Annotated in this window: 12 protein-coding genes; 8 read left to right on the forward strand and 4 right to left on the reverse strand. The window is 69.4% G+C overall.

All coding sequences use genetic code 11. The features are described 5' to 3' along the window. Nucleotides 1-160 precede the first annotated feature (160 nt). The 8 genes from mprF to B5V46_RS07965 all read left to right on the forward strand — a co-directional run bounded on the left by mprF (nucleotide 161) and on the right by B5V46_RS07965 (nucleotide 10,241). On the forward strand, nucleotides 161-2,824 hold the full coding sequence (gene mprF / locus B5V46_RS07930) for a bifunctional lysylphosphatidylglycerol flippase/synthetase MprF (protein ID WP_080616095.1): 2,664 nt from the start codon (nucleotides 161-163) through the stop codon (nucleotides 2,822-2,824). Between the two features lie 265 nt (nucleotides 2,825-3,089). After that, nucleotides 3,090-4,664 (forward strand): ABC transporter substrate-binding protein, encoded by a 1,575-nt coding sequence (locus B5V46_RS07935; RefSeq protein WP_080616096.1) that lies wholly within the window; start codon nucleotides 3,090-3,092, stop codon nucleotides 4,662-4,664. A gap of 86 nt (nucleotides 4,665-4,750) precedes the next feature. Next, entirely contained in the window at nucleotides 4,751-5,704 is a 954-nt protein-coding gene (locus B5V46_RS07940) for an ABC transporter permease (RefSeq protein WP_080616097.1), read from the forward strand. Between the two features lie 4 nt (nucleotides 5,705-5,708). Next, entirely contained in the window at nucleotides 5,709-6,593 is an 885-nt protein-coding gene (locus tag B5V46_RS07945) for an ABC transporter permease (protein ID WP_080616098.1), read from the forward strand. After that, entirely contained in the window at nucleotides 6,580-7,620 is a 1,041-nt protein-coding gene (locus B5V46_RS07950; RefSeq protein WP_080616099.1) for an ABC transporter ATP-binding protein, read from the forward strand. The genes B5V46_RS07945 and B5V46_RS07950 overlap by 14 nt, the downstream gene beginning before the upstream one ends. Continuing rightward, nucleotides 7,617-8,597 (forward strand): ABC transporter ATP-binding protein, encoded by a 981-nt coding sequence (locus tag B5V46_RS07955; RefSeq protein ID WP_080616100.1) that lies wholly within the window; start codon nucleotides 7,617-7,619, stop codon nucleotides 8,595-8,597. Before B5V46_RS07950 ends, B5V46_RS07955 begins: the two co-directional genes overlap by 4 nt. 4 nt (nucleotides 8,598-8,601) lie before the next feature. Continuing rightward, nucleotides 8,602-9,777: an amidase gene (locus B5V46_RS07960; protein ID WP_080616101.1), complete on the forward strand. Its 1,176-nt coding sequence runs from the start codon at nucleotides 8,602-8,604 to the stop codon at nucleotides 9,775-9,777. Further along, the gene (locus B5V46_RS07965; protein ID WP_080616102.1) at nucleotides 9,774-10,241 is read left to right on the forward strand and encodes a RidA family protein; all 468 of its coding nucleotides are present in this window, start codon (nucleotides 9,774-9,776) and stop codon (nucleotides 10,239-10,241) included. The genes B5V46_RS07960 and B5V46_RS07965 overlap by 4 nt, the downstream gene beginning before the upstream one ends. A 22-nt stretch (nucleotides 10,242-10,263) precedes the next feature. Here B5V46_RS07965 and B5V46_RS07970 read toward each other — a convergent pair whose 3' ends face one another. Genes B5V46_RS07970 through B5V46_RS07985 form a run of 4 tightly spaced genes read right to left on the reverse strand, consistent with a single transcriptional unit; the run spans nucleotide 10,264 to nucleotide 13,988 of the window. After that, nucleotides 10,264-11,070: an ATP-binding cassette domain-containing protein gene (locus B5V46_RS07970; protein WP_080616103.1), complete on the reverse strand. Its 807-nt coding sequence runs from the start codon at nucleotides 11,068-11,070 to the stop codon at nucleotides 10,264-10,266. After that, nucleotides 11,063-12,100: an ABC transporter ATP-binding protein gene (locus tag B5V46_RS07975; protein WP_080616104.1), complete on the reverse strand. Its 1,038-nt coding sequence runs from the start codon at nucleotides 12,098-12,100 to the stop codon at nucleotides 11,063-11,065. The genes B5V46_RS07970 and B5V46_RS07975 overlap by 8 nt, the downstream gene beginning before the upstream one ends. Beyond that, complete coding sequence (locus tag B5V46_RS07980) at nucleotides 12,100-12,984, reverse strand: ABC transporter permease (protein ID WP_080616105.1); 885 nt, start codon at nucleotides 12,982-12,984, stop codon at nucleotides 12,100-12,102. Before B5V46_RS07980 ends, B5V46_RS07975 begins: the two co-directional genes overlap by 1 nt. Beyond that, complete coding sequence (locus B5V46_RS07985; protein WP_080616106.1) at nucleotides 12,981-13,988, reverse strand: ABC transporter permease; 1,008 nt, start codon at nucleotides 13,986-13,988, stop codon at nucleotides 12,981-12,983. Before B5V46_RS07985 ends, B5V46_RS07980 begins: the two co-directional genes overlap by 4 nt. Nucleotides 13,989-14,022 lie beyond the last annotated feature (34 nt).

Raw genomic sequence — 14,022 nt, forward strand, 5'->3', positions numbered from 1 at the left:
TGCTGCCGCGCGTGGCGGGACGCAGGCCAGTCAGGTCCAGTCCAGGCCCGTGCGCTGTGCGCAGTGCCCTCCGTCGGGAGCCGGCCCGGAATTGGCGGTGTCACCGCGTCCCGGATGATGGTAGAACTGGATTCAACCGGAACGGGAAACGAGTGAAGCCTTGACCGAGGATGCCAAGCCCGAGACCGCCTCTGCCGGGCGGTGGGTGCGCCTGCGGGCGATCTTCCCCTATGTGCTGGCCGCCGGGCTGTTCGTTCTGGGCCTTTTCGCGCTGTACCGGCTGCTGGCCCCGGTCGATTTCACCGATGTGGTGGCGCAGGTGCGCGCCACGCCCTGGTCGACGGTCGGCCTTGCCCTGGCCGCGACGGCGGCAAGCTATGTCTCGCTCGTGGGCTATGACTGGTCGGCACTGCGCTTCATCGGCAAGCCGCTGAACTTCCCGGTGGTGCTGGCGGGCGGGTTCATGGCCTATGCCTTCGGCAATACCATCGGGCTGTCGGCGGTCTCGGGCGGGGCGGTGCGCTGGCGGATCTATTCGGCGCTGGGGCTCGACGGCTATGACGTGGCCGCGGTATCGACCTTCGCGGCGGTCTCGTTCGGGGTCGCGGCAACGCTGGTCGGGCTCGGCGCGCTGGCCGTGCATCCCGGAGCGCTGGTGGCGATCCTGCCCTTCGCCCATGGCACGGTCCGGACGCTGGCGCTGGGCGGGATGGCGGTGATCGCGCTGCCGCTGCTCTGGGCCTCGGTCCGGCAGCGCCAGCTCCGGCTCGGCCGCTTCACCCTGCGCGCGCCCGTGCCGCGCGATCTGGCGGCGCAGCTGGTCTTCTGTCTCGGCGATATCGGCTTCGCCGCCGCCACGCTCTATCTGCTTCTGCCCGCGAACGATCTCGGCTTCGCCACCTTCCTCGCGCTGTTCGCGGCGGCGACCATGGCCGGGGTGCTCAGCCATGTGCCGGGCGGCATCGGGGTCTTCGAGGCGGTGGTGATCGCGGCGATGCCCGCCTCGACGCCGGTATCCGCGGTGGCGGCGTCGCTCCTGCTTTACCGGCTGATCTATTTCCTCGTGCCCTTCTTCCTCGCGCTGCTCGCGCTGGCGGGCTACGAGCTGTTCCGCTCGGCCGGAGGGCGCCTGCCGCGGGGCCAGTGGGGCCGCGCGCTGGCCGCCGTCGATCCGGCCTTCCGCGCCGTCGAACGGATCGCGCCGATGGTGCTGGGTACCATGATCCTCGGGGCCGGGCTCTGGATGAGCGTCGCCTCGATCCTGCCGCCCGCCACCGAAGCCGCGCGCGCCGCCGAAGAGCTGTTCCCGCTTCCGTTTATCGAGGGTTCGGCGCTGGCTTCCAGCGTGATCGGCTCGGCGCTGGTGCTGATCTCCTTCGGGGTGATGCGCCGCGCGCTGGCGGCGTTCTGGCTGGCCGTCGCGGTGATGGAGGCGGGGGCGGCGGTGGCGCTGGTACAGGGGGTCGATCTCGACCGCGCGGTGCTGCTGGCGACCGGCGCGCTGCTGCTGCTGCCCTTCCGCCATGCCTTTCACCGCCACACCATGCTGAGCCATGCCACGCTGACCCCGGCCTGGGGCGCGCTGACCGTGGCGCTGATCGCGGGCTTCGGCTTCGTGCTGTTCTTCGCGCATAAGGACACGCCCTATGCGCATGAGCTCTGGTGGCAGTTCGCGGTGAACGAGCGCGCGCCGCGGGCGTTGCGGGCGGGGTTGCTGGGCAGCCTCGTTCTGGGGCTGGGGGCGCTTCTGATCCTGTTGCGCACGCCCCGGGTCACGGCGGTGCCGCCGGCCGGGGAGGATCTGGAGCGGGCGGGGCGCATCGCGGCGGGCGGCGACAACCCCGATGCGGGCTTCGCGCTGACCGGCGACAAGTCGATCCTGGTATCGGATGACGGCCGCGCCTTCGTGATGTTCGCGGTGTCGGGGCGGTCCTGGATCGCCTATGGCGGCCCGGTCGGGCCTGCCGATGCCGCCGAGGACGTGGCCTTCGCCTTCGTCGACGCGGCCCGGCGCGCGGGTGCGCGGCCCGCCTTCTACGAAGTCCGGGCCGCCGATGTGCCGATCATGCTCGATCTGGGACTGTCGCTGCACAAGATGGGCGAGGAGGCGGTGGTCGATCTGACCGCGTTTTCGCTTGAGGGATCGGCGCGAAAGAAGCTTCGGGCGGCGCATGCCCGGGCGCTGCGGGACGGCTTGTCGCTGGACTGGGCCGAGCCGCCCCATGCGCCCGCTTTCCTGGCCGAGCTCGGGGTCGTGTCCGAGGCCTGGCTTTCGGCCAAGCGGGCGCGCGAGAAGGGGTTTTCGGTCGGCCGCTTCGATCCCGGCTGGCTGAACCGCTGGCCGGTGGCGACGGTGCGCCAGGACGGCCGGGTGGTGGCCTTCGCCAATGTGCTGGTCACTGACAGCCGGGCCCAGGCCGCCATCGATCTGATGCGCCATGTCGAGGATGCCCCCTCCGGCACCATGGAGTTCCTGTTCACCGCGCTGATGCTGCGGCTGAAGGAAGAGGGCCATGCCGCCTTCTCGCTGGGAATGGCCCCGCTCTCGGGGCTGAGCCCCGAACGCAGCCGCAGGCTCTGGGACCGCTTCGGCGCGCTGATCTACCGCCATGGCCGCAGCTTCTACAATTTCGAGGGGCTGCGCGCCTTCAAGGCCAAGTTCGATCCCGACTGGCGGCCGCGCTATCTGGCCGCGCCCACGACGCTGCCGCCGCTCCTGACGCTGGCCGATGCGGCCCGGCTGATCGGCGGCCGCCACGAACGCCGTCATAACGAGCGCCGCCAGACCGTGCGTCGCAAGGCGGATCGCGGCGAAGAGACCTGAGCGCGCCTTGGTCCGGCCGTGGCCGGGCCTGCGATTCGAGGCAGGTCTCCTTCCCCATTCTGGCATGCCATTTCATCATGCCCTCCCAAGAAGATTAAATTTCAGGCATTCGCCGTTTTTTGGGCGCTGCGGCATCCTGCCGGACCGCGCCTGACCCTCCTGATCCGGCAGCGCTGGGGCAAAGTGACCGCGGGACGCGGCGACAGGATGCCCGCGGGACGGAACAAGGAGGTTCAACTTGCTTGGAATAAAGAAGACTTTCGCCATGCTCATGCTGTCGGCGGGGCTGGTCTCGGCGCAGGGGGCGCTGGCCCAGGGCACGCTGCGGATCGGCATGACCGCGGCCGACATCCCGCTGACCACCGGCCAGGCCGATCAGGGCGGCGAGGGCATGCGTTTCATGGGCTACACGGTCTATGACTCGCTTGTCGAATGGGACCTGAGCTCGGCCGACAAGCCCTCGACGCTGATCCCGGGGCTCGCCACCGAATGGGCGGTCGATGCCGAGGACAAGACGAAATGGATCTTCAGGATCCGCGAGGGCGTCACCTTCCATGACGGCTCGGAGTTCACCGCCGAAAGCGTGGTCTGGAACCTCGACAAGCTGCTCGATGACAGCTCCGAGCAATACGACCCGCGCCAGGCGGCGCAGGGCAAGTCGCGGATCCCGGCCGTCGCGAGCTATCGCGCCATCGACCCGCTGACGCTCGAGATCACCACCAATACCCCCGATGCCACGCTGCCCTATCAACTGGCCTGGATCCTGATGTCCTCGAAGGCCAACTGGGAGGCCCATGACAAGGACTGGGAAAAGGTCGCGATGGAGCCCTCGGGCACCGGTCCCTGGAAGCTCGAGGAATTTGTGCCGCGCGAACGCGCCGAGATGGTGCCCTTCGCAGAATACTGGGACGAGACCCGGGTGCCGAAGCTCGACAAGCTGGTGCTGATCCCGCTGCCCGAGCCCAATGCCCGCGCGGCCGCTCTTCTGTCGGGACAGGTCGACTGGATCGAGGCGCCCGCGCCCGACACCATCCCGGCGATGCGGGCGAACGGCTTCGTGATCTCGTCGAACACCTATCCGCATAACTGGACCTGGCATCTGTCGCGGCTGGAGGGCTCGCCCTGGAACGACATCCGCGTGCGCAAGGCCGCGAACCTGGCCATCGACCGCGAGGGGATGGGCGCACTTCTGGGCGGTCTGATGGTGCCCGCCAAGGGCTTCCTGCCGCCCGGCTCGCAATGGTTCGGCAATCCGAGCTTCGATGTGCGCTACGATCCCGAAGAGGCGAAGAAGCTGCTGGCCGAGGCGGGCTACGGCCCCGACAAGCGGCTGAAGGTCAAGGCGCTGATCTCGCCCTCGGGCTCGGGCCAGATGCTGCCGCTGCCGATGAACGAATACATCCAGCAGAACCTGGCCGAGGTCGGCATCGATGTCGAGTTCATGGTGGTCGAGTGGAACCAGATGATCAATCTCTGGCGCGCGGGCGCGGCCGATCCGGCGGTCGAGGGCAGCCAGTCGATCAACTTCACCTATTTCATCCAGGACCCGTTCACCGGGCTGATCCGGCATCTCGCCTGCGATCTGATCGCGCCGAACGGCACCAATTGGGGCCATTACTGCGATCCCGGGATGGAGGAGCTGTTCAACCAGATCCGCACCACCTTCGATCCGGCCGAACAGGATGAGGTGATGCGCCGGACGCATGAGAAATTCGTCGATGACGCGCTGTTCCTGATGGTGACCCATGACGTGGCGCCGCGGGCCATGAGCCCGAGGGTCAAGGGCTTCGTGCAGGCCCAGAACTGGTACCAGAACTTCTCGTCGATCACGATGGAGTAGCGGCCCGTCCGGGCCCGAAGACCCCGCCGCCCGGGCGCGGCGGGGCGCTTTCCCAAGGAACTTTCCCAAGGAAAAAGTGCCCCCCCATGTTCAGCTATCTTCTCAGGCGTCTGATCCTCGTGCTGCCGGTGGCCTTCGGCGTTTCGGTGATCTGCTTCCTCTTGGTGCAGATCGCGCCCGGCGACCCGCTGACCGCGATCATGCCGGTCGATGCCACGGCCGAGGAACAGGCGGCGATGCGCGCGGCCTACGGTTTGGACAAGCCCCTGCCGCTGCAATACGCGATCTGGGTCGGCAATCTCGCGCAGGGCGATATGGGCCGCTCGATCGCGACCGGGCGCCCGGTCGCGGCCGAGGTCTTCGGCGCGGTGCAGAATTCGCTGCTGCTCGCGCTCAGCGCCGCCGTCATCGCCTTTCCCATCGGCATCTTCCTCGGCTTTCTGGCCGGCTATTTCCGCGACACCGCGCTCGACAAGGCGGTGACGGCGGTCTCGATCGCGGGCGTTTCGGTGCCGAATTACTGGCTCGGCATCGTGCTTGTCATCATCTTCTCGGTCAATCTGGGCTGGCTGCCCTCGATGGGGGCGGGCCCCGGGGGCTCGCGCGACTGGTCCTGGAACTGGGAGCATATGCGCCATCTGGTCCTGCCCGCGGTGACGCTGGCGGTGGTGCCCATCGGCATCGTCGCCCGCACCGTGCGGGCGCTCTCGGGCGACATTCTCGGCATGGATTTCGTGCAGGCGCTTTACGCCAAGGGCATGAGCCGGCTCGACGTGCTGATCCATGTCGGCCGCAATGCCGCCGCGACCGCGCTGTCGGTGATGGGGCTGCAACTGGGCTATCTGCTTGGCGGCTCGATCCTGATCGAGACCGTGTTCAACTGGCCGGGCTCGGGCTTTCTGCTGTCGAACGCGATCTTCCAGCGCGACCTGCCGCTTCTGCAGGGCACGATCCTGGTGCTTGCGCTGTTCTTCGTCGCCATGAACCTCATCGTCGACGTGGCCCAGGCCGCCATCGACCCGCGGATAAAGAGGAGCTGAGCCGATGGCGCTGACCGAAACCCTCGAGCCGGTTCAGACCCCCGAGGCGCGCAAGGGCTACTGGGCGGGCGTGGCCGGGCGGCTGGCGCGCGACCCGGTCTCGATGCTCTGCCTCGCCGTGGTCGTCATGCTGATCCTCGCCGCGATCTTCGCGCCGTATCTCGGGCTTGCCGATCCCTACAAGGGCTCGATGATCGCGCGGCTGAAACCCATCGGCACGCCCGGCCATCTCCTCGGCACCGACGAGCAGGGCCGCGACATGCTGGCCCGTCTGATCCATGGCGGGCGGCTGACGCTGTTCATCGGGCTGATGCCGGTGGTCTTCGCCTTCTTCATCGGCACGGCCCTAGGCATCGTCGCGGGCTATGTCGGCGGCAGGCTCAACACCCTCATCATGCGGGTGGTCGATGTCTTCTTCGCCTTCCCCTCGGTGCTTCTGGCCATCGCCATCTCGGGTGCGCTGGGGGCGGGCATCGTCAATTCGCTGGTCTCGCTGACCATCGTCTTCGTGCCGCCCATCACCCGCGTCGCCGAGGCGGTGACCTCGGGCGTGCGCAGTCTCGATTACATCGACGCGGCCCGCGCCACCGGCGCCAGCGCGCTGACCGTGATCCGGGTCCATGTCATCGGCAACGTGCTGTCGCCGATCTTCGTCTATGCCACCTCGCTGACCAGCGTCTGCATGATCCTCGCGGCGGGGCTTTCCTTCCTCGGGATCGGCGTCCGCCCGCCCGAGCCGGAATGGGGCCTGATGCTGAACACGCTGCGCTCGGCGATCTATGTCGATCCGTGGCTCTCGGCGCTGCCGGGGGTGATGATCTTCGTCACCTCGCTGTGCCTCAACCTGCTGAGCGACGGCGTGAGGAGTGCGATGAATGTCCGCGACTGAGCTTTACGACCTTCTTCCCGACCGCGGCGGCCCGGCCCAGCCCCTTTTGACGGTGCGGGGGCTGCGGAAATACTTCCCCGTCCGGGGCGGCATCCTCGGCCGCACCCAGGCCATGGTGCAGGCCGTTGACGGGGTCTCCTTCGAGGTCCGGAAGGGCGAGACGCTGGGCATCGTCGGCGAATCCGGCTGCGGCAAATCGACCACGGCACGACTGGCGGTGGGGCTGATCGAGCGCGACCGGGGCGAGATCATCTTCGACGGCGACGCGCTGGGCGACACGCTTAGCTTGCGCGAGTTGCGCCGCGGCATCCAGATGGTGTTCCAGGACAGCTATGCCTCGCTGAACCCGCGGCTGACCATCGAGGAGTCGGTGGCCTTCGGCGCCAGGGTGCAGGGCCTTTCGGACCCGATGGGGCGGGCCCATGGCCTGCTGACCCGGGTGGGGCTCGATCCTGCGCGCTTTGCCCAGCGCTATCCGCATGAGCTGTCGGGCGGCCAGCGCCAGCGCGTGAACATCGCCCGGGCGCTGGCGATGTCGCCCCGGCTGGTGGTGCTGGACGAGGCGGTCTCGGCGCTCGACAAGTCGGTCGAGGCGCAGGTCCTGAACCTGCTGGCCGATCTGCGCGCCGAATTCGGGCTGACCTATATCTTCATCAGCCATGATCTGAACGTGGTGCGCTACATCTCGGACCGGGTGCTGGTGATGTATCTGGGCGAGGTGGTCGAGGTCGCGCCGGTCGAGGCGATCTGGGCGCGGCAGGCCCATCCCTATACCCGCTCGCTGTTCTCGGCGATGCCCTCGATGGACCCGGACAACCGTACCGAGGAACCGCCCCTGACGGGCGATCCGCCGAACCCGATCGACCCGCCCGAGGGCTGCCGGTTTCACACCCGCTGTCCCTTTGCCGCAACGCTTTGCGGGCGCAAGGCGCCCGCGCTGCGCCCGCTCGACGACGGCGGCCATCTGGCCGCCTGCCACCTTCACGACCCGGCCTCGGGTCATCCAAAGGCGGGGAAGATCGCATGACCGACACGCTTCTCGACATCCGCAACCTCTCCGTCCGCTTCAGGGGCGCGCGCACGGTCCATGCCATCAACGATCTGTCGCTGTCGCTGGGGCAGGGCGAGACGCTGGCGCTTCTGGGCGAAAGCGGTTCGGGCAAGAGCGTCACGCTGAAGGCGCTCCTGGGGCTCCTGCCGCCGAAACGGACCGAGATCGAGGGCGATATCCGGGTCGGCGGCACCGATGTGCTGCGGCTGTCGGGGCGGGCGCTGAGGCGCTATCGCGGCGGCGAGGTGTCGATGGTGTTCCAGGAGCCGGCGCTGGCGCTCGACCCGGTCTACACCGTCGGCGCCCAGATCGCCGAGACGGTGATGCGGCACAAGCGGGTCCGGCGCGCCGAGGCGATGGAGGTCGCGCTTGATATGCTCCGGCGCGTCAGGATCCCATCGCCCGAGCGGCGGCTGCAGAATTTCCCGCATGAGTTGTCAGGCGGCATGCGTCAGCGGGTGATGATCGCGCTGGCGCTGGCCTGCCGGCCCCGGCTTCTGCTGGCCGACGAACCGACAACGGCTCTTGACGCCACCGTCCAGATCCAGATTCTGCTTCTGCTGCGCGAACTGCAGAAGGAATTCGGAATGGGGGTGGTCTTCGTCACCCACGATATCGGTGTGGCGGTGGAAGTCTCGGAACGGATCGCGGTGATGTATGCCGGCCGGATCGTCGAAGAGGGCACCACCCGTGAAATCATCCGGGATCCGCGCCACCCCTACACGCGCGGGCTTCTGGCGGCCAACCTGCACGATGTGGCACGGGGCAAGCGGCTTGCCGCGATCCCGGGCGCGCCGCCCGCGCTGGAGACCCGGCCCGCTTCCTGTTCCTTCGCTCCGCGCTGTGCGCTGGCCGGACCCGACTGCCGGGCCGGGCTGCCGCCGGTTCTGACCCCTGCGCCACGGCGCCGCGTGGCCTGTCTGCGCGCCGACGAGGCCGTTCCTGCCGAGTGACTGGATGCTGATCGAGAAAGATGCCTATCATGCCTTTATGCCTTATCCCGCCAATGCGGTGGACAATGCCCCTGACGGTCCGCTGGCCGGGCTGACCTTCGCGGTCAAGGATCTGTTCGACGTGAAGGGCTACCGCACCGGCTGCGGCTGCCCGCTGAAACTGGCCGCGAGCCTCGAGGCCGACAGCTCGGCCCCCGCCGTTCAGCGCCTGCTCGATGCGGGCGCGCGCTTCGTCGGCAAGACCCATACCGACGAGCTGGCCTGGGCGCTTTACGGAATGAATGCCCATTTCGGCACCCCGGTGAACCCGAAGGCGCCCGACCGCATTCCGGGCGGATCCTCCTCGGGCTCGGCGGTCGCGGTGGCCGCCGGACTGGCCGATATCGCCCTTGGCACCGATACCGGCGGCTCGATCCGGGCACCGTCGAGCTTTTGCGGGGTCTGGGGGCTTCGACCCACCCATGGCCGGGTGCCGCTCGAGGGCGCGATGGCGCTGGCGCCGAGCTATGACACGGCCGGGCTCATGGCGCGGGACGGTGCCACGCTTCTCAAGGCGGCCACGGCGCTGATGGCGCCCGACCCGGTGCCGCTGCCCGAGATGCCCGATCTGCTCTGGCCCGCCGACATGGTGGCCCAGCTCGACGAGGCGCCGCGCGCGGTGCTGGAGGCTGCGTTCGGGGCCATGCCCTCGCGCGAGGTCGAGGTCTATCCCGAGGGCGCGGCGGCGGCCTATGCCGCCTATCTGGTGACCAATGGCGCCGATGCCCGCGACACGGTGCTGCCCTTCATCCGAAGCTCGGGCATGCCGCTGGTGCGCGGCATCGACGGGCGCGCGGCGGCGGCCGAGGCGCTCGACGAGGCCGGGATCGACAGGGCCCGCGCCACCCGCCATGCCTTCACCGCCCATCTCGAGGAACTTCTGGTCGACGGCGTCCTGCTGGCGCCGGCGGTCCATGCCCCGCCCTTTGCGCTCGATGCGCCGGTCGAGGTCTTCGACGGCTTCCGTCATGACGCGATGCGGCTTCTCTGTGTCGCGGGGCTGGCAGGGCTGCCGCAGGTGGTGATGCCCGCGGGCATGGTCGAGGGGGCGCCCTACGGGGTGTCGCTGATCGGGCCGCGCGGCTCGGATCTGTCGCTGATCGCGCTGGCGCTCCGCTTCGCACCAGAGCCCCAGCAATGACCCTTTGTCCGGTCGAAAGCCGGCTTTGCGAGCTCGGGCACCGGCTGCCCGACAGCGCCCCCTCGCGGGCGCTGTTCCTGCCGGGCAAGATCAGCGGCAATCTGCTGTTCCTGTCCGGGCAGATCTGCGAATGGGAGGGGGAGCCGCGGTATTTCGGCCCGGCCGGGGACGATTTCGACCTGGCCGAGGCGCAGGCGGCGGCCCGGATGTGCGCGCTGAACCTCCTGTTCTCTGCCCGCAGCCTGCTGGGCGCACTGAGCCGGGTCCGCGAGGTCGTGCGTCTCGGCGGTTTCGTCTCGGCGCCTCCCGGTTTCGAGAGCGGGCCGATGATCGTCGACGGCGCCTCGCAGCTTTTCATCGATCTCTGGGGCGAGGCCGGACGGCATGCCCGCACGGCGGTCTGCGTGTCGTCGCTGCCGGCCAATGCCCTGGTCGAGATCGACGCGGTGTTCGAGATCGGCTGAGAGGCGACCGGTTGGGGCGCGCTCAGTCGGGGCGCCGCATCTCGGGGGCGGCGGCGATCAGCATCCGGGTATAGGCACTTTGCGGCGCGTCGAAGATCTGCGCGGTCGGTCCGTCCTCGATCAGCCGGCCGTGCCGGATCAGCGCGACCCGGTCGCAGAGATAATGCACCACGCCCAGGTCGTGGCTGATGAAGAGATAGGTCAGCCCCAGCCGGTCCTGCAGGTCGATCAGCAGGTTCAGCACCTGCGCCTGCACCGAGACGTCGAGAGCCGAGGTCGGCTCGTCGAGCAGCAGCAGCTCGGGGCGCGCGGCCAGCGCCCGGGCGATGCAGACCCGCTGCCGCTGTCCGCCCGAGAATTCATGCGGAAACCGGCGCAGATGCTCGGCCCGCAGCCCCACCATCGCCATCAGCTCGGCGGCACGCTCGCGCCGTCCGCGCCGGTCCAGACCGACGATCTCTCGATGCACCCGCATCGGTTCGGTCACGATCTGCTCGATGGTCATGCGCGGGTTCAGCGCGGCCTGCGGGTCCTGGAACACGATCTGGACCCGGGCGCGGAAGGCACGGAGCGCGCGCGGCCCGAACCTGGCCACGTCCTCTCCGCGATAGAGGATCTGCCCGGCATCCGGCGCCTCGAGCCGCAGGATCGCGCGTGTCAGCGTGCTCTTGCCCGAGCCGCTTTCGCCCACCAGCCCGAGGCTTTCGCCGCGCCCGATGCTCAGGCTTACATCCTCCAGCGCGATCACCTCGGGGCTGCGCGACAGCAGGCTCCGGCACGGGCGGTAGCGGCGGGTGAGGCCGCGGATCTCGAGAAGCGGCTCAGCCATCGGCGGCCCCTGCGACGGGTACAGCGACGGCCCCTGCGACGGGGTGCAGGCAGAAGACCGAATGGCCGGCTCCGAGCGCGTATGTCGGGGGCAGGGCGGTGCGGCAGGCGGCTTGTGCGTGCGGACAGCGCGGGGCAAAGCGGCAGCCGGGCGGCGGGTCGAACAGGTCGGGCACGGTGCCGGGCAACCCCCGCAGCGCCCCGCGCGGCGTGTTCCGGGTCGGGATCGCGGCCATCAGCGCGCGGGTATAGGGATGGGCGGGCCGGTCCAGCAGCTCTGCCACCGGCCCGGTCTCGACCACATTGCCCGCATACATCACCGCGACATGGCTGCAGGTCTGCGCCACCACGCCCATGTTATGGGTGATCAGGATCACGCCCAGCCCGCGATCGGCCACCATGCCGCGCAGAAGCGTCAGGATCTGGGCCTGGACCGAGACGTCGAGCGCGGTCGTGGGCTCGTCGGCGATCAGCAGGTCGGGCCGCCCGATCAGCGCCATCGCGATCAGCACGCGCTGGCGCATCCCGCCCGAGAATTCATGCGGCCAGGCGTTCAGCCGCTGCCGGGCCGAGGCGATGCCGACGCGCTCGAGCATCTCGGCCGCCAGCGCCCGGGCCGCGGGCCGGGCGGGACCGGGGCCAAGCAGGTCGGGGGCGTGGCGCCCGGCGGCCAGTGCCGCGTCGACGAGCTGGTCGCCGATCCGCATGGTCGGGTTGAGATTGGTGCCCGGGTCCTGGAAGATCATGCCGATGCGGCGGCCGCGCAGCGCCCGCATCCGGTGCTCGGAGAGCGTCATCAGGTTCTCTCCGTCAAGGCGGATCTCGCCCGACGGGTAGTGCGCGGGCGGCTGCGGCACCAGCCGCGAGACCGACAGCCCGGTCAGCGACTTGCCGCAGCCCGACTCGCCCACCAGCCCCAGGATCTCGCCGCGCGCGACGCTCAGCCCGACCCCGTTCAGCACATGTGCCGGGCCGTCGCCGGTCATCATCCTCAGATGCAAATCGCGGATCTCGAGCAGCGGCGGCGCCATCAGTGGCGCCCCTTCGGGTCGAGCAGGTCGCGCAGCCCGTCGCCCAGCAGGTTGAAGCCGAACACCGACACGAAGATCGCAAGCCCCGGCGCCATTGCCGTCCACCAGACATCCGGCATGTAGTTGCGCGCGGTCGCCAGCATTGTGCCCCATTCCGGCACCGGCGGCCGCACCCCGATGCCGATGAAGCCGAGCCCGGCCACGGCGAGGATCGCGAAGCCCATGTCGAGCGACATCTTGACGATCACCGGCGAGAGACAATTGGGCAGCACATGGCAAAACAGCACCCGCGCCTGAGAGGCGCCCATTGCCCGGGCGGCGGTGACATAGACCGCCTCGCGTGCCGACAGCACCTCGCCGCGCAGCAGCCGGGCATAGCCGGGCCACCAGCCCAGCGAGATCGCCAGCACCATGTTCTGGAAGCCCGGCCCCAGCGCCGCGGCGATGGCCATGGCGAGGATCAGGTTCGGAACCGTCAGCACCAGATCGGTCAGCCGCATCAGGATCTCGTCGATCCAGCCGCCCGCAAAGCCCGCGATGGCGCCGACAAGCGTGCCGATGGCGCTGCCGATCAGCACCACCGCAAAGCCCGCCAGCACCGAGACGCTGGCGCCCGCGAGGGTCAGCGACAGCACGTCCTGCCCGAGCTCGTTGGTGCCGAAGGGATGCGCGGCCGAGGGCGGCAGGAAGCGCGCGGCGGTGTCGATGCCGCCCGCGACATGATCGGGATAGGGCGCGAGAAACGGGCCGAGGGCGGCCGTCGCCAGCACCAGCGCGACCAGCCCCGCGCCGACCATCGACAGCCGGCTCTGGCGGAACCTGCAGAAGGCGCGGTGCAGCCCCTCGCGGCGTGGGCGCAGGGGGGGGGAGGTCAGGGCGCTCATCCGTAGCGGACCTTCGGGTCGACCAGCCCGTAGGCCAGGTCGATGACGAGATTGACGAAGATGAAGATCAGCCCGCTGACGAGCGCCACCCCGATCACCGGCATCATGTCCTGGCTGAGGATCGCGCGCGTGGCGTAAAGCCCGAGCCCGGGCCAGTCGAACACGGTCTCGACCAGCACCGTCCCGCCCAGAAGCCAGCCGATGTAGAGCCCGGTCACCGTCAGCGTCGACGAGATCGCGTTGCGGCCGACGGTCTTGATCAGGATCTTGCGGCGCGGCAGGCCGAGGGCGCGGGCGGTGGTGACGTAATCCTCGGCCATCACCTCGATCGCCGCGGCGCGCATGGTGCGCATGATCGCGGCCAGCGGCGAGAGCGAGAGTGCGAGGGCGGGCAGGGCGAGATGGCGGCAGGCCGCGCCCAGCGTCCGCCACTCGCCCGCCAGTGCCGCATCGAGGGTGACGAATCCCGTCACCCGGGGCGGCGGAAAGGTCACGACCGGAAGCTGTCCGCCCAGCGGCAGCCACATCAGCCACATCGCGAAGACCAGTTGCAGCAGCAGGCCGAGGAAGAAGCGCGGCATCGAGATCGCCCCGATCGCCAGCACCTGGCTGAGATAGTCGGGCCAGCGATTGCGCCAGAGCGCGGTCAGAAGCCCCAGCGGCAGGCCGATGGCCAGCGCGATCATCATCGCGGACAGCACCAGTTCCAGCGTCGCGGGCAGATAGGTGGCGATATCCTCGGCGACCGGGCGCCGGGTCATCAGCGAGCGCCCCAGATCGCCCCGGGCCAGCCCCGAGACATAGCTGAGATACTGCTCCCAGACCGGCCGGTCGAGCCCGAACTCCCGCGCCAGCGCGGCGCGCTCGGCCAGTGTCGCATTGGGGCCGGCGGCCAGCCCGACCGGATCGCCCGGCAAGAGCCTGGCGATGGCGAACATGATCAGCGTCAGCCCGATCAGGACGGGCACGAGCATCAGGAGGCGGCGGAGGAGAAAGCTCAGCATGGGCCGGCTCCCCGACCGCGCCGCGCCTGCCGCG

Source organism: Rhodovulum sp. MB263, assembly GCF_002073975.1.
Lineage (GTDB): Bacteria > Pseudomonadota > Alphaproteobacteria > Rhodobacterales > Rhodobacteraceae > Rhodovulum.